General features: G+C 68.8%; 22 protein-coding genes. 13 read left to right on the forward strand and 9 right to left on the reverse strand.

Annotated features, from left to right (window positions below; translation table 11 throughout):
- Positions 1–40 precede the first annotated feature (40 nt).
- Entirely contained in the window at positions 41–2,338 is a 2,298-nt protein-coding gene (locus HPA02_RS06890; protein ID WP_244945875.1) for a mechanosensitive ion channel domain-containing protein, read from the reverse strand.
- Between the two features lie 139 nt (positions 2,339–2,477).
- On the opposite strand from HPA02_RS06890, the gene HPA02_RS06895 reads away from it, so the two are divergent.
- Together HPA02_RS06895 and HPA02_RS06900 are read left to right on the forward strand one after the other, a co-directional pair.
- Positions 2,478–3,482 (forward strand): amidoligase family protein, encoded by a 1,005-nt coding sequence (locus HPA02_RS06895; RefSeq protein WP_146802354.1) that lies wholly within the window; start codon positions 2,478–2,480, stop codon positions 3,480–3,482.
- Entirely contained in the window at positions 3,479–4,168 is a 690-nt protein-coding gene (locus HPA02_RS06900; RefSeq protein ID WP_146802355.1) for a gamma-glutamyl-gamma-aminobutyrate hydrolase family protein, read from the forward strand. The genes HPA02_RS06895 and HPA02_RS06900 overlap by 4 nt, the downstream gene beginning before the upstream one ends.
- 99 nt (positions 4,169–4,267) lie before the next feature.
- Here the strand turns inward: HPA02_RS06900 and HPA02_RS06905 are convergent, their stop codons facing one another.
- A complete protein-coding gene (locus tag HPA02_RS06905) occupies positions 4,268–4,819 on the reverse strand; it encodes a DUF1415 domain-containing protein (protein ID WP_146802356.1) in 552 nt (183 codons plus the stop codon).
- Between the two features lie 126 nt (positions 4,820–4,945).
- Between HPA02_RS06905 and HPA02_RS06910 the strand changes: the two genes are divergently transcribed.
- Positions 4,946–5,830, forward strand: a complete 885-nt coding sequence (locus tag HPA02_RS06910) for an aldo/keto reductase (RefSeq protein ID WP_146802357.1) — start codon at positions 4,946–4,948, stop codon at positions 5,828–5,830.
- 154 nt (positions 5,831–5,984) lie between these two features.
- Here HPA02_RS06910 and nfi read toward each other — a convergent pair whose 3' ends face one another.
- Both nfi and HPA02_RS06920 read right to left on the reverse strand, forming a co-directional pair.
- Complete coding sequence (nfi, locus tag HPA02_RS06915; RefSeq protein WP_146802358.1) at positions 5,985–6,674, reverse strand: deoxyribonuclease V; 690 nt, start codon at positions 6,672–6,674, stop codon at positions 5,985–5,987.
- Positions 6,675–6,682: 8 nt separating this feature from the next.
- A complete protein-coding gene (locus HPA02_RS06920; RefSeq protein WP_146802359.1) occupies positions 6,683–7,099 on the reverse strand; it encodes a DUF1499 domain-containing protein in 417 nt (138 codons plus the stop codon).
- A gap of 437 nt (positions 7,100–7,536) precedes the next feature.
- On the opposite strand from HPA02_RS06920, the gene HPA02_RS06925 reads away from it, so the two are divergent.
- The 5 genes from HPA02_RS06925 (at position 7,537) to HPA02_RS06945 (ending at position 14,359) form a co-directional block, all read left to right on the forward strand.
- The gene (locus tag HPA02_RS06925) at positions 7,537–8,787 is read left to right on the forward strand and encodes an exonuclease SbcCD subunit D C-terminal domain-containing protein (protein ID WP_146802360.1); all 1,251 of its coding nucleotides are present in this window, start codon (positions 7,537–7,539) and stop codon (positions 8,785–8,787) included.
- Positions 8,784–12,080, forward strand: coding sequence for an AAA family ATPase (locus tag HPA02_RS06930; RefSeq protein ID WP_146802361.1), 3,297 nt, complete (start codon positions 8,784–8,786; stop codon positions 12,078–12,080). Before HPA02_RS06925 ends, HPA02_RS06930 begins: the two co-directional genes overlap by 4 nt.
- A gap of 34 nt (positions 12,081–12,114) precedes the next feature.
- Positions 12,115–12,396, forward strand: coding sequence for a DUF503 domain-containing protein (locus HPA02_RS06935; RefSeq protein ID WP_146802362.1), 282 nt, complete (start codon positions 12,115–12,117; stop codon positions 12,394–12,396).
- Between the two features lie 90 nt (positions 12,397–12,486).
- A complete protein-coding gene (argE, locus tag HPA02_RS06940; protein WP_146802363.1) occupies positions 12,487–13,641 on the forward strand; it encodes an acetylornithine deacetylase in 1,155 nt (384 codons plus the stop codon).
- A gap of 10 nt (positions 13,642–13,651) precedes the next feature.
- Entirely contained in the window at positions 13,652–14,359 is a 708-nt protein-coding gene (locus tag HPA02_RS06945) for a glutamine amidotransferase (RefSeq protein WP_146802364.1), read from the forward strand.
- Here the strand turns inward: HPA02_RS06945 and HPA02_RS06950 are convergent.
- The 3 genes from HPA02_RS06950 to HPA02_RS06960 all read right to left on the reverse strand — a co-directional run bounded on the left by HPA02_RS06950 (position 14,330) and on the right by HPA02_RS06960 (position 18,248).
- Complete coding sequence (locus HPA02_RS06950) at positions 14,330–15,307, reverse strand: DMT family transporter (protein ID WP_146802365.1); 978 nt, start codon at positions 15,305–15,307, stop codon at positions 14,330–14,332. The genes HPA02_RS06945 and HPA02_RS06950 overlap by 30 nt on opposite strands.
- Before the next feature lie 150 nt (positions 15,308–15,457).
- Positions 15,458–16,441: a DMT family transporter gene (locus HPA02_RS06955; protein ID WP_146802366.1), complete on the reverse strand. Its 984-nt coding sequence runs from the start codon at positions 16,439–16,441 to the stop codon at positions 15,458–15,460.
- Between the two features lie 112 nt (positions 16,442–16,553).
- On the reverse strand, positions 16,554–18,248 hold the full coding sequence (locus HPA02_RS06960) for a DEAD/DEAH box helicase (protein WP_146802367.1): 1,695 nt from the start codon (positions 18,246–18,248) through the stop codon (positions 16,554–16,556).
- A 402-nt stretch (positions 18,249–18,650) separates the two neighbouring features.
- Here HPA02_RS06960 and HPA02_RS06965 point away from each other — a divergent pair, with 402 nt between their 5' ends.
- Together HPA02_RS06965 and HPA02_RS06970 are read left to right on the forward strand one after the other, a co-directional pair.
- Positions 18,651–19,130, forward strand: coding sequence for a YaiI/YqxD family protein (locus tag HPA02_RS06965; protein WP_146802368.1), 480 nt, complete (start codon positions 18,651–18,653; stop codon positions 19,128–19,130).
- A gap of 46 nt (positions 19,131–19,176) precedes the next feature.
- On the forward strand, positions 19,177–19,290 hold the full coding sequence (locus HPA02_RS06970; RefSeq protein WP_307725128.1) for a DUF188 domain-containing protein: 114 nt from the start codon (positions 19,177–19,179) through the stop codon (positions 19,288–19,290).
- Between the two features lie 23 nt (positions 19,291–19,313).
- Here the strand turns inward: HPA02_RS06970 and HPA02_RS06975 are convergent, their stop codons facing one another.
- Both HPA02_RS06975 and HPA02_RS06980 read right to left on the reverse strand, forming a co-directional pair.
- Positions 19,314–20,318 carry a glutathione S-transferase family protein gene (locus HPA02_RS06975; protein ID WP_146802369.1) on the reverse strand — a complete coding sequence of 335 codons (1,005 nt, stop codon included), beginning with the start codon at positions 20,316–20,318 and terminating at the stop codon, positions 19,314–19,316.
- 87 nt (positions 20,319–20,405) lie between these two features.
- A complete protein-coding gene (locus tag HPA02_RS06980; protein ID WP_146802370.1) occupies positions 20,406–21,305 on the reverse strand; it encodes a LysR family transcriptional regulator in 900 nt (299 codons plus the stop codon).
- 97 nt (positions 21,306–21,402) lie between these two features.
- Between HPA02_RS06980 and HPA02_RS06985 the strand changes: the two genes are divergently transcribed.
- The 3 genes from HPA02_RS06985 (at position 21,403) to HPA02_RS06995 (ending at position 25,765) form a co-directional block, all read left to right on the forward strand.
- Positions 21,403–22,254 (forward strand): pirin family protein, encoded by an 852-nt coding sequence (locus tag HPA02_RS06985; RefSeq protein ID WP_146802371.1) that lies wholly within the window; start codon positions 21,403–21,405, stop codon positions 22,252–22,254.
- A gap of 240 nt (positions 22,255–22,494) precedes the next feature.
- A complete protein-coding gene (locus HPA02_RS06990) occupies positions 22,495–24,084 on the forward strand; it encodes a peptidoglycan DD-metalloendopeptidase family protein (RefSeq protein WP_146802372.1) in 1,590 nt (529 codons plus the stop codon).
- A 328-nt stretch (positions 24,085–24,412) separates the two neighbouring features.
- Entirely contained in the window at positions 24,413–25,765 is a 1,353-nt protein-coding gene (locus tag HPA02_RS06995; RefSeq protein WP_146802373.1) for an MFS transporter, read from the forward strand.
- Positions 25,766–25,771: the final 6 nt, after the last annotated feature.

A 25,771-nucleotide genomic window follows, 5' to 3' on the forward strand; every position in this document is an offset into this window, starting at 1 on the left:
GCCTTGTCTGACCTTCGCTCGCCGACTTTTCAGGCATAGCCTAGCGCCCGGGGTCCGGGGCGGCGTCGCCGCCACCCGCCGTCCCCGGCGCATGCCCCGGGGCATCGCCCCCGTCCATCGCCTCGGCGTACGCCGGCAACGGACCGCCCCCGCGCCCTTCCATGCTGATATTGAGACGCGGCATGGCCAGGTCGATTCCCATGGCCTCCATGCGCTGCTTGAGCAGCAGGTTGAAGGCTCGGGACACGTCCCACTGCATCTCCGGGGCAGTACGGAAGCGCATGCGCAGCACCGGGCAGCCCTCCTCGAAGGCCTGGATGCCCTGCATCTCCAGCGGTGACCAGATATGGTGGCGCATCACCGGGTCCTGACGCAGCGCCTGGGCGGTCTCCTGCATCAGGGCGATGGCGTCATCGATCTTCATGTCGTGGGGAATGCGGATCCTCATCAGCGCGGTGCCGAACTGCCGCGACATGTTGTGAATGGAGTCGATGCGACTGAAGGTGATGATATGCACCACGCCGTCCAGGTCGCGCAGGCGCACGGTGCGCAGGGTCAGCCCCTCCACGGTGCCCATGTGACTGTTGATCCTGACGAAGTCATCCACCGCCAGGGAGTCCTCGATCAGGATAAAGATCCCGGTGATCAGGTCCTGCACCAGGGTCTGGGCCCCGAAGCCGATGGCCAGGCCGATGACCCCGGCACCGGCCAGCAGCGGCGTCACATTGACCCCCAGGTTGGCCAGGCCGACGATGGCGGCGATGATCACGATGGCGGCGAAGATGATATTGCGGATCATCGGGGTGATGGTCTGGGCGCGGGCCTGGTTGACCCGCCGGCCGCGGGCTCGCGCCGAGCTGGTCAGGGCACGCTGGATGGCGGTATCGGCGAAGATCCACGCCAGCCAGGCCAGCAGCACCGTGAAGCCGATGGCCAGCAGCGCCTTGCCGATCCGCGCGCTGGCCACCGCCTCGCCGCCGAAGCCGATCAGCGAGGTGCCCCAGACCTGCAGGGAGAGTTCGGCGAAGGTCAGCCAGCAGAGGATATGCGCCAGGGCATAGCCGAAGCGCTCCAGGCGCCGGCGATACTGGGAGATGCGCTTGCGCCGGGTCACCGTCGCACCGTGGCGACGGATCAGGCTGGCGACCACCAGGGTCAGGATCAGCAGCAGCGCATTGGCCAGGGCGCGGGTCAGGGCCCCCCCGGCATCCCCCACCGAGACGAAGATCGCCAGCAGCGAGGCCCCCACCATCAGCAGCGCCGGAATATGCCAGAGGCCGCCGAGCACCCGGACCAGCTCCAGGGCGGTGTTGGTTACGCGGCGCTGATGGTAGGGCCGGTTGCGGATCAGGTGCTTGATGGGACGCTTGAAGCGCACCACGAAGAGGCCGCTGAGCATCGCCGCCAGGGCATTGGCCACCACCGAGAGGAAGCTCGCCAGGTCCCCGCCCACCAGGGCGATCAGCCGCGCCGAGTCGAGGGCATCGGCCAGGGCCACCAGGGCGCCGATCACGAACAGTCGACGCAGGGTGCGCTGACGTAGGTGCTGCACGGCGACGAAGCGATGCCCACGGGTAAATACCGAGATCAGCGCCTCCCAGATGGCCGCCGCCAGGCGCCCGCAGAGGGCCACATAGGCCACCACCAGGACCAGGTCACGCCCCGGATTGGGGGCCAGGGACTGACCCAGGGCCAGGGTCATCAAGAAGGCCAGCAACCAAGGCAGGACCCGGCGCAGAAAATGCACACCCACCAGCCAGGCCTTGGGTTCCCTGGGCAGGGTCGCCGGCAGCCCGCGGCGGCTGATCAGCCAGCGACCCAGGGCCATCAGCAGGCTGAGCAGCGACAACCAGACCGCCAGCAGGACCGCCGCCTCGAAAGCGACGCGCGCTATCTGAGCATGGCTCGACTGACGAGCCAGCTCGCTGGCCTCCTCGGCGGCCTGAGCCAGCTGGCGCTGCCAGGCATCGAGGGGCGACTGCCCCGACTCGGCCTGGTCGCCCAGGTCGCTGAAGGTATCCGCCAGGGCCCCCAGCAACCCCTGGCGGGGCAGCTCGCCGGCCGGGCCCTCCAATCGGGTGGTGGCCTCGCGCAGCTCCTTGAGCCGCGCCACCAGGTCATCGCGGCGCTGGCCGTCCTCCAGGGTCGCGATCACCTCGTCCAGGGAGCGCCGCAGCGCCTCCGGGTCGCTGGTCGTGGCCCCATCGCTCTCGCCGGCGAGCCCCGACAGGCTCAGCCCCTGCCCCTGGACCGGCCCGGCCAGTGCCAGCAGCACCAGGCACAGCAGCCAGCCCCCCAATAGCGGCAACGACACAGGCATCGGCAGGGGACGGGGCATGAGTGACTCCGAATCAAAGGGGGAATGCGGCAAGAGTAATGGAGCCGTCGTCCGGGGAAAACCACCCAGGCTGCGAACCGCGCCGGGGACTATGCTAGTCTCGGGACTCCAACCCTGTTAGGCCACCAGGAGTCAGCGCATGGAACCGCAAGCGCCCCCCTGCGCCACCAACCCCGAAGGTCTCCCCCGCCGCATCGGGGTGGAGATCGAGTTTGCCGGCGTCGCGCCGGCCCAGGCCGCCGAGGTGGTGATCGAACGCTTCGGTGGCAGGGCGCGACCGGTCAGCCCCCACCGCCTCAAGGTGGAAGGCGCCCGCTGGGGCGATTTCACCATCGAGCTGGACGCCAAGTATGCCCATCCGGATGCCAGGGTCACCGACCGTGCTCCCAAGGGCAACGGCGAGTGGGAGCGGCTGCGCCATGAGTTGCGCCTCGACCTGCACTGCCGTACCCGGGAGCTGATCGGCGACGTGGTGGCGGGGCTGGTGCCCACCGAGGTGGTCTGCCCGCCGGTGCCCTGGCCGGAGCTGGGCGAGCTGGACGCCCTCTTCGAGGGGCTCCGCGACCATGGCGCCAAGGGCACCGACGCCAGCCTGCTTTATGGCTTCGGCCTGCACCTCAACCCGGAGCTGGCCGATCCCTCGGTGACCAGCCTGCTGGCGCACCTGCGCGCCTACCTGCTGCTGGCGGAGTGGCTGCGCCAGGATATCGATATCGATATCACCCGTGAGGTGCTGCCCCATGCCAACCCCTTCCCCAAGGAGTATGCCCTCAAGGTGCTCGACCCGGACTACTCGCCGGACCTGACCACCCTGATCGACGACTACCTGGTGGATAACCCCACCCGCAACCGGGAGCTGGACCTCTTCCCGCTCTTCGCCCACCTCTGCCCCGAACACCCCAGCCCGCTGCTCGCCGACGACCTGGTCAAGCCGCGTCCCACCTTCCACTACCGGCTGCCCAACGCCCAGCTCTCCCGCCCCGGCTGGGGGTCCGTGGTGGAGTGGAATCGCTGGCTGGAGGTGGAACGCCTGGCCGCCGATCCCCCCCTGCTGGCCGAGCGCGCCGCCGCCTACGTGGCCCATCACCGTCAGTCGCCGATGACCCGCTGGCTCGACAAGCTGCGCGGCTGGATGGACGAATGACCCGACCGCGCATCGGCATCACCACCTCGGATCACAAGAGCCGCATCGCCTGGTTCTTCGACTGGTTGGCGGTATGGCGCCACGGCGGCCGGCCGCTGCGCCTATCGCCGTCGCGGCCGGTCCCCGAGGCCCTGGATGGCCTGATCATCGGCGGCGGCGACGATATCGAGGCGCACCTCTACGGTGGCGAGATGCAACTGGACGTACGGGTCGACCCCCAGCGGGACGAGCTGGAGCTGGCGCTGTTGGCGCGCTTTATTCCCCGGGACTGCCCGGTACTGGGCATCTGCCGGGGCGCCCAGATGATCAATGTCTACCTGGGCGGCACCCTGGATGGCGATATCTACACCACCCATCAGGGCCTCAGGCGACGTCGCACCGTGCTGCCCCGCAAGACGGTGGATATCATCGGCGGCAGTCAGCTGCATCGCATCCTCGGGGTGAGCTGGTGTCGCATCAATAGCCTGCACCATCAGGCGGTGCAGCGGGCCGGCCAGGGCATCGAGATCGTCGCCCGGGACCGCGAGGGGCTGGTGCAGGGCATCGAATCCCTCCACCACGATTTCCTGATCGGCGTGCAGTGGCACCCGGAATGGCTGATCTTCAATCGCCCCCAGCAGCGCCTGATTCGCGCCCTGGTGGAGGCCGCCCGCCGTCATCAGCAGGCCTGGCAGGCGCAGACCTGAGCCGTCCCATGTCTCGCGTAAGTGGCGTCAGGCCGCCGCTCTCCCCAAGCCAGCAGGCCGGGCAGGCGTAGACCTGAGCCGTCCCATGTCTCGCCTCCCCTATTTGTTGTCGCGTAGGGCCGCCAAGGCGCGGGCCAGTGGCTCGCCGCCGATCTCCCTGAGCCGGTCCATATTGCGCTGGGGAATCGCCTCGGGATCCGGGTAGGCGGCCAGCGCCCGCTCCAGGCTCGCCTCGCGCAGCAGATGCAGCATCGGCCAGGGGGAGCGGTTGGTGTAGTTGGCGGGATCCTCCGGCTCGGCATCGGCGAAGCAGTAGTCGGGATGGAAGCTGGCCAGCTGGAAGACGCCTTCGTAGCCCTGATCGCTCATCAGTGTCTCGGCCAGTTCCAGGAAATCCAGGTAGTCGTCGAAGGCCTCGAGGCCCTCGGGGATCACCAGCAGGCAGGTCTCGATCGCCTCCGTCGCCTCGAGCTCACGGCAGGCGGCGATCAAGGCCGCCAGGGCCCGGGACCAATCGCCGCCATCGATCACCCGGTAGTCGATGCTGCCGCGCTGCACCTCGCGGCCGGCGAAGGGACAGAGGTTCTCGGCGACCACGAAGGTCTCCACCCAGTTGAGGGTGGCGGCGAGGCAGGCGTCGGTAGCGGTCATGGCAGGGCTCGAACGGTGGAGGGCCTGGCAGTATACCCCTAGCGTATCTTGCATTCCGCCTCTGCCTGGCCGAGCATATTTATAGAAATGCATTCCACGATGATATAGCGAATTCCGGAGGCCACGATGAGCGCACGTCCCCATGTCACCCTGCCCGCCACCGCCGGCCAGGCCGCCGTCGACCTGCCCGCCATCGGCCAGGGCACCTGGTTTATGGGCGAGGGGCTGGCCCCGCGCCGCGACGAGGTGCGCGCCCTGCAGCAGGGGCTGGAGCTGGGCCTGTCGCTGATCGATACCGCCGAGATGTATGCGGAAGGCGGCGCCGAAGAGGTGGTGGGCGAGGCGCTGGTGGGTCGCCGCGACCGGGCCTTCCTGGTCTCCAAGGCCTACCCCTGGAACGCCGGCCGCGATAGCGCCATCGCCGCCTGCGAGCGCAGCCTCCAACGCCTCGGTACCGACTACCTGGACCTCTACCTGCTGCACTGGCCCGGTTCGATTCCCCTGGAAGAGACCCTGGAGGCCTTCCAACGGCTGCAGGAGGCGGGCAAGATCCGTCGCTTCGGGGTCTCCAATTTCGATGTGGACGAGCTGGCCGCCTTTCATGGCCTACCCGGCGGCGAGGCCTGTGCCGTCAATCAGGTGCTCTACCACCTGGGCTCCCGGGGCATCGACTACGCCCTGCGTCCCTGGATGCGCGAGCGCGGCATGCCGCTGATGGCCTACTGCCCCCTGGCCCAGGCCGGCCGCCTGCGTCGTGACCTGCTCGGCCAACCGGCCCTGCGGGAGGTCGCCGGCGAGTTGGGTGCCACTCCCGCCCAGGTCCTGCTGGCCTGGGCGATTCGCGCCCAGGCGGGGCAACGCGAGGTGATCGCCATCCCCAAGGCGGTCCAGCCGGAACACGTGGAACAGAACGCCAAGGCGCTGGATATCCTGCTCGACGACGCGAGCCTGGCGCGCCTGGAGGCGGCCTTCCCGGCGCCGACGCGCAAGTTACCGCTGGATATCGTCTAGGCTATGCCCGAAAACTGGCTGCGCTCGGCTATACGGCGTTAAAAATTGGCTCAAAGTACTCATTTACACCCCGTAAACTCCGTCTTTTCGCCAATTTTTGCCTTGTCTAACCTTCGCTCGCCGACTTTTCGGACAAAGCCTTGAGAACAGGAGGTCAGAGATCGCCCCGTCGGGAGGCGAGGCGATCCGCCAGGCGGGTGGGCTCGGGAAGCTTGGTCTTGCCCAGGCAGCGCATCACCCACTCCCGGGCCGACTCGATCCCCAGGCGGTGCCCCGGGGAGACGTAGATCGGCTTGACGCCGGCCCGGGAGCGCAGCACCACGCCGAGCGGCTCGTCGCCATCGAGTAGTGGCGTCCAGTCGCCGCGCGCGGGCCCGACCTCCTGATGGCGGCCGCAGAGCCGCGACTTGGCCACGCCGATCGTCGGCAGGTCGAGCCACAGTCCCAGGTGGGAGGCCACGCCGAGGCGGCGCGGATGGGCGATGCCCTGACCGTCGACCATCACCAGTTGCGGACGAAGCGTCAGGCGGGCGAAGGCGCCGAGTGCGGCGGGCACCTCGCGAAAGGAGAGCAGCCCGGGAATATAGGGCCAGCGGGTGGGCTCCCGGTGGACGACCCGCTCGACCAGCGTCGGCCCCGACGACGGATCCTCGGGCGACCAGGCCAATACCACCACCGCGGCCCGGGTGATGGTGCCCTGTTCTTCGAAGCCGATATCGACGCCGGCGATATGCTTCACCGGGTCCAGGCGATCGCGGCGCTCGACTCGCCGCGCCAGCTCCCGCTGCAGGGCGATGGCCTGGCTAGGCGTCAGCGACCAGTCATGCAGCGGCGGCCCCTCCATGGCTCGACTCAGTCGCAGAAGCCCCAGCCTTCCAGCAGCATGCGCAGCTTCTCCACCCGGGCGCGGTTCTTGCCCAGGTCGGTGATACCCAGACGCGAGGCGCTGCGTACATGGCAGACGCCCTCGTCCTCGCTCCACAGCAGCTCCAGGTCATCGACGAAGCCCAGGGCCGAGTGGCACTCGGCGTGCAGATAGGTATCGCTGGCGGTGATCACCTCCGCCTCTTCGCAGCCCATCAGGGCGGTCTTGAGGCGACGCATCATCTCGGCGGGGCAACGATCGCCCGGCTCCAGGGGAGCGATATAGTGGGCCGCGTCCTCGGCCTGGCTGCAGACGCTATTGCGGGTGGGGGGGCAGGCCGCCAGGCGCCCCTGATGAGCGCCGAGCGATTGCGGACGCTTGCTGGTCAGTGGGTTGGTCAGCATCGAGGCCTCCTCGCGCAGTGGGCTGCGCATCGTTGTGGTGTCGTGGTCGGCAGAGGCGTCGCTCCTGCCGTCGGCCTTCTTCAGAGACCTTATATGGAAATATTTTCCATAAACACTCTCGTGTCAAGCCTGCCGGTGAATCCAGGTCACCGCCCCCTGACGTTTTCGACCTTGGTATAGCTCAGTCAACGCCACTCCCGCGGCCGCTGCAAGCCGACCCCATCAACGGCCCCGCAGCCGGCCCCAACAACGGCACTGCAGCCGCCTCCAACAATGGCCCATCAACGCCCCGAATCGGACCATGAACCGGCGACGACAGCCCTAGCCTGGCATGGCAAGATGACCGCCTCGGGTCAGCGGCCCAGTCCGCCCTGCGACCCGCTCGACTGGATGGCGCGGCGGTTAAGACCCCGTCGCCCGGAACAAGGACCCTCGCCGTGAAGCTGATTCACACCTCGGACTGGCATCTCGGCCAGACCTTCCATGGCCAGGAGCGCCATGCGGAGCATCACGCCTTCCTCACCTGGCTGCTCGACACCCTGGTGGAACGCCAGGCCGATGCCCTGCTGGTGGCCGGCGATATCTTCGACGTGGTCAATCCCTCGCTGCGCGCCCAGGAACTGCTGTACGACTTTATCGTCGGCGCTCACGAGCGGCTGCCGAACCTCGATATGGTGCTGATCGCCGGCAACCACGACAGCGGCAACCGTATCGAGCTGCCGGCCCCCTTGATGAGGCGCTTGCGCACCCATGCCCTGGGCCGGGTGCGCTGGCTCGACGACGGCCGCCTGGACGCCGAGCGCCTGCTGGTGCCGCTCACCGATGCCACGGGCGAGCCCCGGGCCTGGTGCCTGGCGCTGCCCTTCCTGCGCCCCGCCGAGGTCACCGGCAACGGCCTGGCGGCGGACCCCGCCGCGGAGGGAGGCAACGACTACGTGGCCGGTATCGAGCGGGTGCATCGCCAACTGATCGAGGCCGCCCGGGCGCGCCGCCGGCCGGACCAGGCCCTGGTGGCCATGAGCCATGCCCACCTGCATGGTGCCGCCGTCTCCGAGGCCAGCGAGCGCCCCATCGTGATCGGCGGCGAGGAGTCGCTCTCCGCCACCCTCTTCCCCGCCGAGATCGCCTATGTGGCCCTCGGCCACCTGCACCGTCCCCAGCGAGTCGGCGAGGCACGCATCCGCTACAGCGGCAGCCCCCTGCCCCTGGATTTCAGCGAGGTGGGCTACCCCCACCAGGTGGTGGCGGTGACCCTGGCCGGCGCCGAGCTGGCCGATGTGGAGAGCCTACCCATACCCCGCCCGGTGGCCATGTATCGGGTCGGCCCCGCCCCCCTCGAGGCGGTGCTGGCCGAGCTGGAGGCCCTGCCCCAGGACCCGGCCCTGCCCAGGGAACAGTGGCCCTGGCTGGAGGTGCGGGTGGAACTGGAGGCGCCGCTTCCCGACCTGCGCGCGCGCATCGACACCACCCTGGAAGGCAAGGCGCTACGCCTGCTGCGCCTCGAGCGGCGCCTGCCCCGGGGCGGTGAGACTCCCACCGCGGCCCGGGCCGATCTCGCTTCCTTGGGCCCGCGCAAGCTCTTCCAGCACACCTGGGTGCGCCACTGGGACGCGCCCCCGAGCGAGGCGGTGATGGCCGACTTCGACCGCCTGCTCCAGGACGTCCTCGACGAGGAGGAACCGTCATGAGAATCCTCGCCCTGCGCCTGCAGAACCTCGCCTCACTGCCCGGCCCTCTGGAACTCGACTTCACCGACTCGCCGCTGCGCGACGCCGGCCTCTTCGCGATCACCGGCCCCACCGGGGCCGGCAAGAGCACCTTGCTCGATGCCCTCTGCCTGGCGCTCTACGGCAATACCCCGCGGCTGCGCCAGGCCCCCGGCCGCGAGGCGCCGCTGCCCGACGTGGCGGGCGAAACGGTCGGCACCGCCGATCCCCGCACCCTGCTGCGCCGGGGCGCGGCCAGCGGCCATGCCGAGGTCGACTTCCTGGGCCGCGACGGTCGCCGCTACCGGGCCCGCTGGGCGGTACGCCGCGCCCGGGAGAAGGCCGGCGGGCGCCTGCAGGCGGTGGAGCAGTCGCTCACCGACCTGGACGACGACCGCCTGCTGACCACCCAGAAACGCGAGTTCGCCGAGCTGCTGCCCCTGCGCCTGGGCCTCACCTTCGACCAGTTCACCCGCGCCGTGCTGCTGGCCCAGAGCGAGTTCGCCGCCTTCCTCAAGGCCGACGACAACGAGCGCAGCGACCTGCTGGAACGCCTCACCGGCACCGCCGAGTACTCGCGGATCTCCATCGCCGCCTACCGCCGCGCCAGCGAGGCCAGGAAGGGCGTGACCGAGCTGGAGACCCGACTCGCCGACGACCTGCCCGCCGAGGCCGAGGCCCGGGCCACCCTGGAGCGCGAGGTCGAGGCCGCCGAGGCCCGCCTCGCCGAGCTCAACCAACAGGCCACCGAGCTGGAGCGGCGCCGGCAGTGGCACGCCACGGACCGGCACCTGAGTAACGCCTACCGCCAGGGCCTGGCGAGCCAGCAAGAAGCCGAGGCCCACTGGCAGGCCTTGGCCTCCGCCCGCACCGAGCGGGAATGGCGGCGCCTGCTCGCCCCCCAGCGCCATGCCCTGGCGCGCCAGACCGCCCTGCCCGAAGAAATCGCCAGCCTCGAGGCCAGCCACGCCGAAACCCGAAAGGCCCTGGCCGAGGCCGAGACCAAGCAACGCCATGCCGCCGAGACCCTCGACCGGGCCGAAGCGACGCTGGAGTCGGCCGTAGCGTCCCGCCAGGCCGCCGAGCCCGAATTACGTATCGCCCGCGAACTGGCCCAGCAATTGGCCGGTGTGGAGCAGGAGCTGGCGACGCTGACCCGGACCCGTCAGGAACGGCAGGCCGAAGCGACGCAACTCGCGACCCGGCGCCAGGAGCAGCTCGACGCCCAGCGACAGCTGATGCAAGAACGCGACCGCTGGCAGGCCACCCTGACCCGCCTGCTGGGCGAGCATGACGACCGTGACGCCGCCCGCCGAGCGGTTCAGGAGCGCCATGACCGGGCCGCCCGCCGCCGCCTCGCCCTGGGGGAACTGGCCAGCCGCTGGCAGGAGCACCAGCGCGCCGAGCACCAGCGTCAGGAGCTCGTCCGGCAACGCCAAGAAGAGACCCGGCGCCGCGAAACCCTGCTCGCGGAGGGCCATGCCGCCCGTGAGCGACTGGACCATGCCCAGTCTCACCTGAACAGCGTCTCGACCCTGATCGAGCGGCAGCGGGCGGTACGCAGCGAGAGCGTGGCCCGGCTCCGCGAGACCCTGGCGGAGGACCGGCCCTGCCCGGTGTGCGGCGGCCTCGACCACCCCTACCGCCAACGCCCCCCCTCCAGCCCCGAGGCCGCCCAGCTCGCCGCCCAGGAAGCCGAAGAGGCGCGCCAACTGGGCGAGGCCCGGGAGCGACTCGACCAGGCGCAACGCCAGCACCAGGAACGGGTGGGCGACTACCGCATGGCGGAACGTGCCCTGAAGCAGTTGGCCAATGACCTGGCGTCGGCCGAACGGCGCCTGGTGGCGGCCAACCAGGCGCTGGAGGCAGAGTCGCTATGGGAGGAGCTGGCCGCCATCGCCGTCGAAGCCCGGGACGCCTGGCTGACGTCCCAGCAACAGGCCAGCGAAGACGAGCGTGATCGGCAGGCCGAGGCGCTGGCCGCCTTCGCCGAGGCCGAACGCGCCCTGGCCCCTCTCGATGAGCGACTGCGCCGGGGCGAGATCGAGTCAACCCGGCTCGAGACTCGGCGCCAGGGCCTCGACCAGGAGCTGGCCAAGCTGGAGGCCCAGCTGCCCCCCCGACGCCAGGAACAGAAGCGCCTCGACGCCGAGCTGCGCGCCCGCCTGGGCGATTACCCCAGCGCCGATGCCTGGCAGCAGCAGTTGGAGCAACAACAGGCCCAGGCCACCCAGGCCAGGGACTCCGCCCTCGCCCACCGGCATGTCGCCGAGCAGGAATTCCAGCGCCTCGCCCAGCGCCGGGAACACGAGGCCGAGCGGCTGGTCCAGCTACGCCGGGAGCTGGAGCGCCTGCATCAGCAGCTGGACGCCTGGCGGCGCCGCCATCCCGAGCTGGACGATGCCACCCTGACCCGCCTGCTGGCCCAGTCCGAGGACGAGGCCAGGGCCCAGGAGCGGGCCCTGGACGAGGCCGAGCGCCGCCGCCAACAGGCCGCCGCCACCCTGGCCGAGCGCCGCCAGCAACTGCTGGCCCATCGCCGTGAAGTCACCCCCGAGCGTGATGAGAAGGCCCTGCTGGCCGCGGCCATGGACGCCGAGCTGGCCCAACAAGAGGCGGCATCCAGCGAGGCCCAGGCCGAGCTGGCACCGAAGCTGGAGGAAGCCCAGCAGGCCCGCGACGCCGCCGTCTATGCCCTCAACGACGACGACCGCAAGCGTGCCCGCCAGCAAAAGGGCCAGGCGGCGCTGGAGGCGGCCCGCGCCGAGTATCGCCGCTGGGGCCAGATCAGCGAGCTGATCGGCTCCGCCGACGGCAAGGCCTTCCGACGCATCGCCCAGGCCTACAACCTGGAGCAGTTGCTGGAGCACGCCAACGCCCACCTGGGCAGCCTGAGCCGCCGCTATCGGTTGATTCGCGGCGGCAGCGAACTGGGCCTGTTGGTGGTGGATCATGACATGGGCGACGAGACCCGCTCGGTGCACTCCCTCTCCGGCGGCGAGACCTTCCTAGTCTCCCTGGCCCTGGCCCTAGGCCTCGCCTCCATGGCCTCCGGGGAGCTGACGATCGAGTCGCTGTTTATCGACGAGGGCTTCGGCAGCCTCGACCCCCAGTCGCTGGCCCTGGCCATGGAGGCGCTGGATGGCCTCCAGGCCCTGGGCCGCCGGGTCGGGGTGATCTCCCATGTCCAGGAGATGCACGAGCGCATCCCGGTACAGATCCAGGTGGAGCCGCTGGGCAACGGCACCAGCCGCGCCCGGCTAGTCAGTGTCTAAGCAACAGGATCCACAAGGCCACGGAGACGAGACCATGCATATCGGTATCCTGACCCTGCGCCTCTCGCTGCCCGGCTGTCGCTCCCTCAAGGAGAAGCGCCAGCGCATGGGCGGCCTGCATGAACGCTTCGGCCGCCAGCCGGCGGTGGCAGTCTGCGAGAGCGGCGACCTCGACCGCCTGGAGGCCAGCGAATGGACCTTCGTGGCCATGGCCACCACATCACAGAAGGTGGAGTCGCTGCTCGCGGAGATCGAGGACAAGGTCCAGCGAGGCGTGGACGGGCGGGTGATGGAGGCGACCCGGGAGCGGCTCTAGTCCCCTTACCACGGGTCGCTGCCTTAAGCCCCGCTGCCGGCAGTGGGGCGGCCGTGGTAGGCTGCTCCCATCATCGACAGGAGCCAGATCATGACCGCCAGCCAACTGCTCGAGACCCTGGTGGGCTTTCCCACCGTGTCCCGGGATTCCAACCTGGAGCTGATCCGCTGGGTCGAGGCCTACCTCGACGACCATGGCGTGCCCCATCAGCGCATCGACAGCGACGACGGGCGCAAGGCCAACCTCCTGGCGCGCATCGGGCCCGAGGTGGCCGGGGGCGTCGTGCTCTCCGGGCATACCGACGTAGTGCCGGTGGATGGCCAGCCCTGGTCCAGCGATCCCTTCACCCTCACCGACAAGGGCGACGGCCGCCTCTACGGCCGCGGCACCTGCGACATGAAGGGCTTTATCGCCTGCGCCCTGGCCCAGGTGCCCGAATGGGTGGGGTTGGACCTGCCGGTGCCCATCTACCTGGCGCTCTCCTACGACGAGGAGGTGGGCTGCATCGGCGCCCCGCGCATGATCGAGAGGCTGATGGCCGAGCATCCGCGACCCGCCGCGGTGATCGTCGGCGAGCCGACCCTGATGCACCCGGTGGTGGCCCACAAGGGCGCCACCAACCTGCGCACCACCGTGACCGGTCGCGCCAGCCACTCCAGCCAGGTCGACCAGGGGGTCTCGGCGATCCATGTCGCCGCCCGGCTGGTCACCTATATCGAGGAGGTGATGGCGGAGCTCAAGGCCGAGGGGCGCGTCGACGAGGCCTTCAACGTGGTCCACTCGAGCCTGCACGTGGGCAAGATCGCCGGCGGCACGGCGATCAATATCATGGCCCGGGAGTGCGTCTTCGAGTGGGAGATCCGCCACCTGCCGTCGGATCGCTTCGACGAGTTGCTGGGCCGGGTCCAGGCCCGGGCCGCCGAACTCGAGGCCGAGATGCGCGAACGCGCGCCACAGGCCGCCATCGTCACCGAGGCCCTCAACGAGACGGTGCCGGCCCTGGCCGACGACAACAACGCCGAGGTGCTGGCGCTCTGCCAGTCGCTGCTGGGCGAGCGTCCCGCCGGCGCCGTGGCCTATGCCACCGAGGCGGGCCAGTTCCAGCGCCGGGGCCTGCCCACGCTGATCTGCGGCCCCGGCAGCATCGCTCAGGCCCACCAGCCGGACGAATATATCGAGCTCGCCGAGCTGGAGGCGGGCAGCCGTTTCATGGCGGCGCTGGGCCAGCACCTGACTGCTCGTTGAGGAAGCCCCGATGCCCCGACTACTGATCGTCAAGACCGGCGAGGCCTTCCCCGAGGTGGTGGCGGCCCACGGTGACTTCGAGGCGCTGTTCCGCCAGGCCCTGGCCCGGGAGGGCTTCGCGGCCGAGGTCTTCGATGCCCGCCACGAGGCGCCGCCCGACCTGGACGAACTCGATGGCCTCTATCTCACCGGCTCCCATAGCATGGTCAGCGACGCCGAGCCCTGGAGCGAGGCGCTCAAGCCCTGGCTTCGCGAGGCCCGCGCGCGGGACCTGCCGATGCTCGGGGTCTGCTACGGGCACCAGCTGATGGCCGCGGCCTTCGGCGGCGTCAGCGACTACCACCCGGCGGGGCGCGAGTCCGGCACCCATACGGTGACACTCACCGCCTCGGGCCGTGAGGATGCCCTGCTCGGCGCCCTGCCCGAGCGCTTCCCGGCCCAGCTGACTCATGCCCAGTCGGTGCTCGAGGCTCCCCGGGATGCCGAGGTGCTGGCCCGCAATGCCCATGATGCCCATCAGGCGCTGCGTTACGGGCCGCGCCAGTGGAGCGTGCAGTTCCATCCGGAATTCACCCCGGCGGTGATGCGCGCCTACCTCGCTCGTCAGATAGAGGCCCTGCGCGATCAGGGGCAGGACCCCCAGGCCCTGCTCGACGGGGTGACCGACACCCCGGCAGCCGGCTCGCTGTTAACGCGCTTCGCACGGCTGCTCGGCTAGCCCCGGCGAGCCGTCTCCGCCCTCCTGCTGGGCGGCCTCGGCGAGAATCCGCTGGGGGTCGGGGGCCCCCTCGGCTACCTTGCGACGCTGCCGCAGCAGGTCCAACAGGCCGCTGCCCAGCAGGGCGGCGAGGATCAGGCCACCGCCGACGAAGGCCAGCGGCGGCGGCACCTCACCGACCCACCACCAGACCAGCAGGGTGCCCACCAGGGTCTCCAGCAGCATCACCAGGCTGACCTCGGCCCCCGGCAGGTAACGGGGGCCGGTCTGGATCAAGAAATAGGCCGCCGGCAGGAACACCAGCCCCAGCAACAGCAAGCGCAGCAGGTCCGCCAGCGGCGGCAACTGCATGCCGCCCAGGGCCAGCGCCGGCAGCAGCATCACCAGGCAGCCCAGCGGCAGGATCACGGTGGTATCCACACCGCGCTGGGCGCTGGCCACGGTCATGTTGATGGCGATCGACAGCGGAATCGCCAGGGCCATCAGCAGCCCCAGGGGCGAGCCCTTGCCCACCTCGCCGGCGGCCATCAGCCCCGCCCCCAGCACACAGAGCAGGATCACCACCCAGGTCTGGCCACGCAGGCGCTGGCGGAACAGCAGCAGGCCCAGCAGCCCCGCCACCAGCGGCGCCAGGTTCTGAATCACCAGCACGTTGCCGGCGGCGGTGAGGCGCACCGCCGCGACGAAACCCCAGGCGGCACCGGCGAAGGCCAGCGGACACCACAGGGCCGCCGGCCCGCAGGCGCGCAGCGCCCCGGGCAGCCGGCGACCGTAGCGGGCCAGGGCTACCAGGCCCAGCATCAGCCCCAGCAGCAGCGCCCGCCAGAACATGAACACCTCCACCTCCACCTCGGTGGCCTTGACGAAGAGGGCGTCGGGGGAGAGCAGCAACACCCCGGCCCCGGTAATCAGGTAACCGCGGGCGCGCCTCGAGAGTCCCTGCCACATGGCGTATCTCCTTGATAAGGGGTTCCGTCAGTCTCGGTAGTCACCAGAAAAACGCAGGCCGGGGAACGTCCCCGGCCTGCGTGGTTACGACCCGCCCGGCGACGGCGCCCTGGGAAAGCGGCTCATCTCATCGGGAGCCAGCGGATGCGGTCAGTGACGCTCGCCCACCGGGGGAGCGGGCTCGCCCCGCACGATGCTTTCCTCTGCCGCCTCGTCGCGCAGGCGGCGGGCATCCAGGGCGCCGTCGGCGGCCTTGCGGCGCTGCCGATAGAGGTCGCGCAGGGAGCTGGAGAGCATGGCGGCAATGATCATGCCGCCGCCCAGGAAAGCCAGCGCCGTCGGTACCTCGCCCACCCACCACCAGACCAGCAGGGTGCCCACCAGGGTCTCCACCAGCATCATCAGGCTGACCTCGGCGCCCGGTAGATAGCGTGCGCCGGTCTGGATCAGGAAGTAGGCCAGCGGCAGGAGGAGTCCCATCATCGCCAGACGCTGGATGTCATCGGGCTCGGGCCACTGGACGCCCCCCATCAGCGCCGCCGGCACCAGCATGGCGAGACACCCCAGAGGCAGCACCACCGTGGTGTCGATGCCCCGGGCACCGCTGCCCCGCTGGGCGCTGGCCACCGTGGTGTTGACGGCAATGGAGACCGGGATGATCAACGCCACCCCCAGGCCCAGCAGGCTACCCTGCCCCATCTCACCGGCGGCCATCAGGCTGGCCCCGACGACGCATACCCCGATCACCACCCAGGTCTGGCGGCGCAACCGCTGGCCGAAGAGCAACATGCCGATCAGCCCCGCCACCAGAGGCGCCAGGTTGAGCATCACCAACACATTGCCCGCCGCGGTCAGCCGGTTGGCGCCCACGAAGGCCCAGGCGCTGGCGGCAAAGGCCAGCGGGCACCAAAGCGCGGCCGGACCACAGGCACGAATGGCCTGAGGCAGGCGCTCACGGTAGCGCAGCGCGGCGATCAGCAGCAGCACGATGCCCAGTAGCAGGCCCCGCCAGAACATGAAGGTGGCCACATCCACTGTGGTGTCCTTGATCAACAGCGCATCCGGCGAGAGCAGCAACACACCGAGCACGGTAATCAGATAACCACGCAGACGAAACGGCAGCCGCTTCCACATGACACTTCCTCTTTGTCGACAGGGTTTCAGGGATACCAACGACAACAGGCCGGAGCTAGGCTCCGACCTGTCGGTGGGGTGGGCCGCCCGGCGCCGGGCAGCAACCGCTACGTCAGGCGCTATGGCGCCGACGAATCGGCGCATCGCCGTCCTGGCGACGCCGCGGGGCCCGCTCGGGGGCGCCACCGTCTTCGCGGATCTCCAGCTCGCGGCCGGCGACCCGGGCCCGGGCCATCTTCGCCAGGATGCTCGGCGGCAATGAGCTGGGCAGCTCCACCACCGAGAAGGCGTTGCGGATATCGATGCGACCGATGCGCTTGCCTTCGATCCCGCCCTCGTTGGCCAGGGCGCCGACCAGTTGGCCCGGCTTGACGCCGTCCTTGTGGCCCACGGCGACCCGATAGCGGGTCATGCCCTCGCGGGGGGCACGATCGCGGGGCGCGCCGCGCTCGCGAGGAGCACGCTCGTTGCGCTCGCGGGGCGCCGGCAGGCGACCGATGGGCGCCTCGTCGGCACGCGCCAGGGCGGCCAGCACGCAGGCCAGCTCCACCGGGTCCTGGCCGTCGGCTACCAGGGCCTCCACCAGGGCGCGCTGCTCGTCGGCACCCTGCACCAGGGCATCGCGCACGCGCAGTTGGAAGACCTGGTCGCGATGGGCGCGGATGGCGGCCTCGTCCGGCAGCGGCATCTCGCTCATCTGCTGGCCGGTGGCCTGCTCCAGCCAGCGCACCTTGCGGGTCTCGCGGAAGCCGGCGAAGGTGATCGCCACGCCGCTGCGACCGGCACGGCCGGTACGGCCGATGCGGTGGGTATAGGCCTCGCTGTCCTGGGGCAGGTCGTAGTTGACCACGTGGGTGATGCGCGGCACGTCGAGGCCGCGGGCGGCCACGTCGGTGGCGATCAGCACGTCCACCTTGCTGCGCTTGAGTCGCGTGATGGTGCGCTCGCGCAGGCTCTGGTCCAGGTCACCGGAGAGGCCGGCGGCGTTGACGCCGCGGGCGGTGAGCTGCTCCACCAGGGTGGTACAGGCGGCCCGGGTGCGCACGAAGACGATGGCGGCGTCCACCGGCTCCACCTCGAGGATGCGCGACAGCGCCTCCAGCTTGGCGGCGCCCTCGACGCGCACCAGGCGCTGTTCGATGTTCTCGCCGGTGGTGGTGCGTGACTCGATGGCCACCTTCACCGGGTCCACCAGGTAGCGGTCGACGATGCGCTCGATCTCCGCCGGCAGGGTGGCGGAGAAGAACACCCGCTGGGCGTTCTTGGGGGTGTCGGCGACGACGCGCTTGACGTCATCGATAAAGCCCATGCGCAGCATCTCGTCGGCTTCGTCCAGCACCAGGGCGGTGAGACCGTCGAGCTTGAGGCTGCCGCGGTCCAGGTGATCGATCACCCGGCCGGGGGTACCGACGACGACCTGGGCGCCGCGCTTGAGGGCCCCCAACTGCTCGCGATATTCCTGACCGCCGCACAGGGTGGCCACTTCCAGGCCCTTGAGGTTCTGGCCGTACTTGCTGAAGGAGACGGCCACCTGCTGGGCCAGCTCGCGGGTCGGCGCCAGCACCAGCACCTGGGGCTCGCGGCGAGTCAGCTCGAGGCGCGACAGCAGCGGCAGGGCGAAGGCGGCGGTCTTGCCGGTACCGGTCTGGGCCTGACCCAGCAGGTCACGTCCTTCCAACAGGGCGGGAATGGTCTGCGCCTGGATCGGCGAAGGCTCGGTATAGCCCTGGCTCTCGATGGCGGAAAGGACAGCGGGGAGCAGTTCCAGCTCGGAAAAGCTGGAGGAAACGACGGAAGTCGAGGTCATTAATCACACCTTGATAGGCCGGCCGGGCCGGCAACGAAACATGGTGGCGTCTCTACCCCGCAACACGTGCGGGAGCATGCGGCTCTTGGCCACATCGACAACGGGGGTTGAGACGCCGGTCGCACCTGGCATTCGGTTCGTGGGAGGCGCAGCGTCGCGCTCTCTCCTTGGCGAACCGCTGTGGCGACCTTGATGCGCTGATTCGCCGGGGGCGAGGGCGCTCCATCTCCAAAAGCGACGCCGGCCGTCTGCCGGGCGTCCTGCAAAGCCTTGTCTCGGAGCGGTCATGGCGACACGCGGCGACAAGAACGATCCAATACGATGGTGGGGTCAACACATGCGAGGAGCGCGCATGCTACCATCGACCTCCCCGCGACGCCAGCCTTATTCCCTGGAGCCTTTATGTCCCAGCCCGCTTCACCCACCCAACTCTGGGTGGATGCCGACGCCTGTCCCCGAGTGGTGCGCGATATCATCGTGCGCGCCGCCGAGCGCACCGCCACCCCGACCTGGTTCGTGGCCAACCACAACATTCCGTTGCCGCCGTCGAAGTGGGTGAAATCGCTGAGCGTGGCCAGCGGCTTCGACGCCGCCGACAACGAGATCGTCGAGCGCCTCCGGCCCGGCGACCTCTTGATCACCTCCGACCTGCCCCTGGCCCTGGAGGCCCTGGAGGCCCTGGGGCGCGGCGCCAAGGTGATGACCACCCGCGGCGAGTCCCTCAACGCGGACAATATTCGCGCCCGGGTGCAAATGAGGGATTTTATGGAAACGCTTCGGGCCAGCGGCGAGCACACCAGTGGACCGAAAGGCTATAGCGACGCCGACCGCCGCGAGTTCGCCAATGCCCTGGATCGCTGGCTGGCCAGGAAAGGGGCATAAACCGCACCTGCACCCGGGGTACAGATGCGCCTGATACAAGCCCTACATGGAAACGCTACGCGCCAGCGGCGAGCACACCAGTGGACCGAAAGGCTATAGCGACGGCGACCGCCGCGAGTTCGCCAATGCCCTGGATCGCTGGCTGGCCCGGAAAGGCTAGGAATCAGAAATACAGCGGCGTCCCTACCCCTTGCGGCGGATGCCCTGGCCCGGCAGGCGTTCCCGATCATGGGGCCGCTCGAAGTCCAGCTCCGGGCCCTGGGGCACGATGCGGGTGGGGTTGATGGTGTCGTGGCTGTAATAGTAGTGGCGCTTGATATGGTCGAGGCTCACCGTCTCCTTGATGCCCGGCCACTGATAGAGTTCGCGCACATAGTTGGCGAGGTTCGGGTAGTCCTCGATGCGCTTCAGGTTGCACTTGAAGTGGCCGTGATAGACCGCGTCGAAGCGCACCAGGGTGGTGAACAGGCGAATGTCCGCCTCGGTCAGCCACTCCCCCGCCAAATAGCGATGCTCGGCCAGGCGTGCCTCCACCCGATCCAGGGCCGCGAAGAGCGCCGTTACATGCTTCTCGTAGACCGCCTGGTCGGTGGCGAAACCGCTCTTGTAGACGCCGTTGTTGATATGCGCGTAGACGTCGTCATTGATGGCGTCGATGGTCTCGCGCAGGTCCGCCGGATAGAGGTCCAGGTCGTTGCCGGTCAAGCCATCGAAGGCGTCGTTGAAGATGCGCAGCAGCTCCGCCGACTCGTTGTTGACGATCCGCCGTTCCTGCTTGTCCCACAGCACCGGCACCGTGACCCGGCCGGTGTAGTGGGGGTCGGTCAGGGTATAGAGCTCACGATGGTAGGCGGCGCCGTTGACGGGATCGCCGCTGGAGCCCTCGCTTTCCTCGTAGGTCCAGCCCTGATCGAGCATCAGCGGGCTGACATGGGAGGTGCCGATCAGGCCATCGAGCCCCTTGAGCTTGCGCATGATCAGGGTGCGATGGGCCCAGGGGCAAGCCAGGGACACATAGAGATGGAAGCGCTCCGCCTCGGCGGGCAGTGCCGGCTGACCGTCGGGGCCGGGGCGGCCGTCGCGGGTCACCCACTCACGCAGTTGGGCGGATTCGCGCACGAACTCGCCGCCATGCGTCTTGGTGTCGTACCACTGGTCGCTCCACTTGCCATCGATCAGAAGGCCCATGTCGTTCTCCTCGGGTGATGAATCATGCCCTCAGAATAATCTGATTATTTCGACCATCAAGCCGATAATTTCCCGACAATCATTCGATCAAATCGAATCTATATCGCATCTCCGGACCGCCTCGCTCAAATTGGCCCCCATCGCCCGGGTGGCCGGGCCGGCCCGATCCCGATCGCGATAGATCAACTGCATGGGCACCTCGCGTGTGCCGCCGGCGGCCAGGGGTAGCGGACGTAACCGATCGGCGGCCAGGGCCGACTGGATACGCGTCTCCGGCAACCAGGCGAAGCCCAAGCCCCGCTCCAGCATGCCGATGGAGGTATCCAGGTGGCTGACCGTCCAGCGTTGCTCGGCCTTGAGCCAGCCGGAGTCCATCGACTGGCGTTGCGCCGAGTCGCGCACCACCAGTTGGCGGTGCTGTTCTAGGTCGCGCAGGTCCAGCTCGCGCCCCAGCCGATGCAAGGCATGGTCGGGGTGAGCCACGGCGAGAAAGCGCACCGTCACCAGGGGTTCGCCCAGGAAGCCCTGGGCCGCCTGGCCGCTGACCACCAGATCGGCACGACCGTCATAGAGCATCTCGATGCCGCCGTTGAGCACCGTCTCATGGAGCTGCACCCGCACATGGGGGTAGGCGCTCGAGAAGGCATCCAGGGCCCGGGCCAGGGCATCCGGGGGAAACAGCTGATCCACCGCCAGCACCACCTCCGCCTCCAGCCCTTCGGCCAGACGCCCCGCCACGTCTTCCAGGGACTCGGCACTCTCCAGCAGTTGCCGGGCGCGGCGTAGCAAGAGCTCCCCCGCTTCGGTGAGGCGCACCTGGCGCCCCACCGGCTCCAGCACCTTGACGTTGAGCTGCTCCTCCAGCTTGTGCACCGCATGATTGAGGGTCGAGGGACTCTTATGGATGGCCTCGGCGGCGCGGGCGAAGCCGCCATGGTCCACCACCGCGGCGAGGGTCTGCCACTGGGCCAGGGTAACGCGCGACATTTCTATATCCTCGAATGATAACGGCGATTTAATGCGCTTAATCTTCGAAAAAATCAGACTAATATGCGAGTCAGACACTTCAACGGAGGCACCCGCCATGACGACTCCACGGCTTCGTAAGGTTACCCAGCTGCGCCGCAACCAACCCAGCCAGGATGGCGCCGGGGTCAAGATCCGCCGCATCCATGAGTTCGGCGGCGGCATCGACCCCTTCCTGATGCTCGACGAGCTGGGCTCGGATCGCCCCGACGACTATCTGGCCGGCTTTCCGCCGCATCCCCATCGCGGCATCCAGACCCTGACCTATGTGCTGCATGGCGGCCTGACCCACGAGGATCACCTGGGCCACTCCAGCACCATCGCCGCCGGCGACGCCCAGTGGATGCATACCGGGCGCGGCATCATTCACTCGGAGATGCCATTGACCGACAGCCAGGGGCTGCACGCCTTCCAGCTGTGGCTCAACCTGGCCGCCGACTACAAGCTGAGCCCGGCCACCTACCGCGACGTGCGCGGCGACGAGATGCCGCGCCTGGCCCGCGAGGGGGCCGAGCTGATCGCCCTCGGTGGTCGCTGGCAGGCCGCGGATGGCGAGACCGTCGAGGGTCCCCTGGACGCCCTGGCGGGCCGCGGCGCCGTGGCCCATGTCCGGCTCGACGCGGAGCGTCACCTGAGCCTGACGGTGGAGGCGCCGACCCTGCTGGTCTACGTCTTCGCCGGCGAACTGGAAATCGCTGGCGAGCGCGTCGCCAGCGGGCAGATGGCAAGCCTGAGCGCCGGCGAGCGACTCGAGCTGAGCGGCCTGTCGGGTGCCGGCGAGGCATTGCTGCTGGCGGGCTACCCACATGGTGAGCCCATCGCCCATTACGGCCCCTTCGTGATGAACACCCAGACGGAGCTGGAGCAGGCCCTGCTCGACTACCGCAATGGCACCTTTATCGACGGCTGAGGCGCCCCAGGTGGGGCGAAGGCACTCGGGTCGCGGTCGGCGAGAGTCGCGGATCGGGACTCGGGTGCCGGACTTGCACCAAAGGTCAATTAGTTTATGCTAGCGAGCCGCCTGTACCGGGCCTCCCAGAGGAGGCCCGGGGTTTCTGTTTGCATATACAGGCTAGGCAGGCTACACAGCATAGGGTATGGTTCTTGGGTTTTTTGGCACTCTTTTCCACCATTTTCACGGCCATTTCCTATGTTGCGAATCCTTCATTCGCTGCCCCGCGCGCATAAGTTACTGCTGCTACCCGTTGCCACCATGGTCACCGTGCTGGGCGCACAACAGATCTTTACCGTTATCGACTCCCGCGACGAGTCCCCCCAGATCACCCGAGTGATCTCCCTGGAAGAGAGCGCCGATTCCGCCGGCGTCACCTTTCCCGATGCCCAGGGCGGCGATGACGCCTGGCATCGCGATACGCCCGCCCAGGAGCGCCTGCTGGCCCTGGCCACGCCCTTTCCCGCCGCCGACAGCGCCGCTTCTCGCCCTGGCTTGAGCCCCGAGGCACTGCGCGTGGCCCTGGGCCTGACGGCCCTGCGGACCGGCGAGTGGGAAGAGGCCACCTCCTATGACGATTTCGACGACGGCCCCCTGGCGCTGTTCGATAGCGAGAATATCTACCTGGAAGACGAGATCCAGGCCGAGGAGGTCTTCGAGCCACGCTGGGAGACCTACACCGTCCAGGCCGGCGACACCTTCGCGGTGCTGGCGCAGAGCCACCTGGGCATGGGCTACAGCGAGGCCCTGCGGCTGCTGGAGAGCCTGCCGGACGAGAATGTCCTGACCCGCTGGCGAGTCGGTCAGAGCTTCGATTACATGCTCGATGAAGAGGGGCGCCTGCAGGCCCTGAAGGTGATGGTCAACGCCCGCCGCGGCTACCTGGTCGAGCGCCAGGAGGACGCCGAGGTCGCCTTCGCCACGGCCGATATCGAGCGGGCCGGCGAGGCCACCCAGCGTCTCTTCGCCGGCAGCGTCAGCGGCAGCCTCGCCCGATCGGCCCAGGCCACCGGCCTGAACGCCAGCGAAGTGGCCCAGCTCACCAATGTGCTCTCCAAGAAACTCGACTTCCGCCGCGATACCCGTCGCGGCGATCGTTTTCAGGTGCTGGTCGAATCCGACATGATCGACGGCCAGCCCCTGGACTCGCGCATCCTGGCGGTGCAGTACGAGGGGGAACGGATGGATCTCGCCGTCTTCCGCAACAGCGCCGACGACCGTTTCTATACCGCCGACGGCCGTGGCCTCGACCCGGCCTTCGAGCGATACCCCTTCAATGGCAATTATCGCCTCAGCTCCTCCTTCAACCGGCGCCGCACCCATCCGGTGACCGGCCGCGTCAGCCCCCACTACGGCACCGACTTCGCCATGCCGACGGGCACCCCGGTGATCTCCCCCGCGGATGGCCGCGTGGAGCGAGTCGGCAACCACTCCGCCGCGGGGCGCTATGTGGTGATTCGCCACGACAACGGCTACCGCACCCGCTACCTGCACCTCTCGCGTCCCCAGGTCAGCCGCGGCGACCGGGTCAGCATGGGCGAGCAGATCGCCCTGTCCGGCAATACCGGCCGCAGCACCGGCCCGCACCTGCACTACGAGGTGATCGTCAATAATCAGCCGGTGGATGCCATGCGCGTCGAGCTACCGGAGAGTCAGCGCCTGGAGGGCGATGCCCTGGCCGCCTTCCAGCAAGAGTCGGAGCAGCTCCTGGCACGCCTGGAGAGCGGCGAGACCGGCACCGTGCTGGCCAGCACGCCACGCGAGCCGCGCCCGGATAGCGATAGCTGAGCCTGGCACCACCCTCCCGCAACGCCCCGCCCCTGTGCGGGGCGTTCTGCGTTGGGGCCGCCCTCGCGCCGGCTGCACCACCCTGGCCCATGCCCCTCGCCCCACGCCCCACGCCATTCTTTCCCAAACCACTGAAACAAAAGCATAAGACCGATAACGGCAAAGGAGTTGCAAAGTTCAGGTACCCGACTGGTAGGCGTAGACCAGGCTCCGCGGAGTACGAGTGCGTCGAACCGCCCTTCAACGATGAAGGCGCGACAGGGCAGTGGCCACGGCCGCCTGCCATGCCGCGATGTTCGAACCCGCTCATCCGACGAGGTCACTGCCCATGGAACTTCGCAATAAGGCCAACAGGATTCGCCTGTTCAGCTTCAATACCCCACAGATGCGCGCCTTCCACTTCTCCTGGTTCGCCTTCCACCTGTGTTTCTTCGGCTGGTTCGGCATCGCCCCACTGATGGCGGTGGTGCGCGAGGACCTGGCCCTCACCCAGACCCAGATCGGCAATACCATCATCGCCTCGGTACTCATCACCGTGATCGTGCGCCTGGCGATCGGCGTCTTGTGCGACAAGATCGGTCCCCGCAAGGCCTATAGCGGCCTGCTGCTGCTGGGCTCGCTCCCGGTGATGAGCATCGGCCTGGCCGACAGCTTCGAGACCTTCCTGCTAGCCCGCCTGGCCATCGGCGCTATCGGCGCCGCCTTCGTCATCACCCAGTACCACACCACCATGATGTTCGCCCCCAATGTGGTGGGCACCGCCAACGCCACCTCGGCGGGATGGGGCAACCTGGGCGGCGGTACCACCCAGATCCTGATGCCGCTGATCTTCTCCGGCCTGCTGATACTCGGCGTCAGCGAGACCCTGGGCTGGCGACTGGCCATGGTGGTGCCCGGGGTGGTGCTCTTTATCACCGGCATCGCCTACTACCGCTTCACCCAGGACGCCCCGGACGGCAACTTCGACGAGCTCCGCGAGCGCGGCGAGCTGGCCGAGGCCAACGGCGAGCACGGCGCCGGCCGGAGCTTCCTGGCCGCCGCCAAGGACATTCGCGTCTGGGCCCTGTTCCTGGTCTATGCCGCCTGCTTCGGGGTCGAGCTGACCATCAACAATATCGCCGCCATCTACTTCTTCGATCACTTCGACCTGACGCTCGCCACCGCCGGCATGATCGCCGGGCTCTTCGGGCTGATGAATCTCTTCGCCCGCACCCTGGGCGGCGTCTTCTCCGATCTCTTCGCCCGCCAGGGCGGCCTCAAGGGCCGGGTGCGCTGGCTCTTTATCGCCCTGCTCTGCGAGGGCATCGCCCTGATCGGCTTCTCGCAGATGCACGTGCTCTCCTACGCCATCGGCATCATGCTGGTGTTCAGCCTCTTCGTGCAGATGGCCGAGGGTGCCACCTATGGCGTGGTGCCCTTCATCAATAAGCAGGCCATCGGCGCCGTGGCCGGCATCGTCGGCGCCGGCGGTAACGTCGGGGCGGTGGCCGCGGCCTTCCTGTTCCGCGCCGAGGCCATCAGCTACCAGCAGGGGCTCTTCTACCTGGGCCTGGCGGTCCTGGTGCTGGCCTCCTGCGCCCTGCTGGTGCGCTTCTCCCCCGAGGTCGAGGCCGAGGAGGCCCAGGCCTACCGCGAGGCGCTGGGCGAGGAGAGCGGCGCCGGCGCCCTCTCGCTGCACTGATCCCCG

Source organism: Bisbaumannia pacifica (genome assembly GCF_007989625.1).
GTDB classification, from domain to species: Bacteria; Pseudomonadota; Gammaproteobacteria; order Pseudomonadales; family Halomonadaceae; genus Bisbaumannia; species Bisbaumannia pacifica.

What these genes read in the sequence shown, in the direction of transcription:
- argE (WP_146802363.1), top strand. Translation starts at nt 12,487, where the DNA reads ATGACCGCCAGCCAACTGCTCGAGACCCTGGTGGGCTTTCCCACCGTG.
- HPA02_RS06990 (WP_146802372.1), top strand. Translation starts at nt 22,495, where the DNA reads ATGTTGCGAATCCTTCATTCGCTGCCCCGCGCGCATAAGTTACTGCTG.
- HPA02_RS06995 (WP_146802373.1), top strand. Translation starts at nt 24,413, where the DNA reads ATGGAACTTCGCAATAAGGCCAACAGGATTCGCCTGTTCAGCTTCAAT.
- HPA02_RS06955 (WP_146802366.1), bottom strand. Translation starts at nt 16,441, where the DNA reads ATGTGGAAGCGGCTGCCGTTTCGTCTGCGTGGTTATCTGATTACCGTG.
- HPA02_RS06935 (WP_146802362.1), top strand. Translation starts at nt 12,115, where the DNA reads ATGCATATCGGTATCCTGACCCTGCGCCTCTCGCTGCCCGGCTGTCGC.
- HPA02_RS06985 (WP_146802371.1), top strand. Translation starts at nt 21,403, where the DNA reads ATGACGACTCCACGGCTTCGTAAGGTTACCCAGCTGCGCCGCAACCAA.
- HPA02_RS06975 (WP_146802369.1), bottom strand. Translation starts at nt 20,318, where the DNA reads ATGGGCCTTCTGATCGATGGCAAGTGGAGCGACCAGTGGTACGACACC.
- HPA02_RS06945 (WP_146802364.1), top strand. Translation starts at nt 13,652, where the DNA reads ATGCCCCGACTACTGATCGTCAAGACCGGCGAGGCCTTCCCCGAGGTG.
- HPA02_RS06980 (WP_146802370.1), bottom strand. Translation starts at nt 21,305, where the DNA reads ATGTCGCGCGTTACCCTGGCCCAGTGGCAGACCCTCGCCGCGGTGGTG.
- HPA02_RS06905 (WP_146802356.1), bottom strand. Translation starts at nt 4,819, where the DNA reads ATGACCGCTACCGACGCCTGCCTCGCCGCCACCCTCAACTGGGTGGAG.
- HPA02_RS06900 (WP_146802355.1), top strand. Translation starts at nt 3,479, where the DNA reads ATGACCCGACCGCGCATCGGCATCACCACCTCGGATCACAAGAGCCGC.
- HPA02_RS06965 (WP_146802368.1), top strand. Translation starts at nt 18,651, where the DNA reads ATGTCCCAGCCCGCTTCACCCACCCAACTCTGGGTGGATGCCGACGCC.
- nfi (WP_146802358.1), bottom strand. Translation starts at nt 6,674, where the DNA reads ATGGAGGGGCCGCCGCTGCATGACTGGTCGCTGACGCCTAGCCAGGCC.
- HPA02_RS06895 (WP_146802354.1), top strand. Translation starts at nt 2,478, where the DNA reads ATGGAACCGCAAGCGCCCCCCTGCGCCACCAACCCCGAAGGTCTCCCC.
- HPA02_RS06890 (WP_244945875.1), bottom strand. Translation starts at nt 2,338, where the DNA reads ATGCCCCGTCCCCTGCCGATGCCTGTGTCGTTGCCGCTATTGGGGGGC.
- HPA02_RS06920 (WP_146802359.1), bottom strand. Translation starts at nt 7,099, where the DNA reads ATGCTGACCAACCCACTGACCAGCAAGCGTCCGCAATCGCTCGGCGCT.
- HPA02_RS06910 (WP_146802357.1), top strand. Translation starts at nt 4,946, where the DNA reads ATGAGCGCACGTCCCCATGTCACCCTGCCCGCCACCGCCGGCCAGGCC.
- HPA02_RS06970 (WP_307725128.1), top strand. Translation starts at nt 19,177, where the DNA reads ATGGAAACGCTACGCGCCAGCGGCGAGCACACCAGTGGACCGAAAGGC.
- HPA02_RS06930 (WP_146802361.1), top strand. Translation starts at nt 8,784, where the DNA reads ATGAGAATCCTCGCCCTGCGCCTGCAGAACCTCGCCTCACTGCCCGGC.
- HPA02_RS06960 (WP_146802367.1), bottom strand. Translation starts at nt 18,248, where the DNA reads ATGACCTCGACTTCCGTCGTTTCCTCCAGCTTTTCCGAGCTGGAACTG.
- HPA02_RS06950 (WP_146802365.1), bottom strand. Translation starts at nt 15,307, where the DNA reads ATGTGGCAGGGACTCTCGAGGCGCGCCCGCGGTTACCTGATTACCGGG.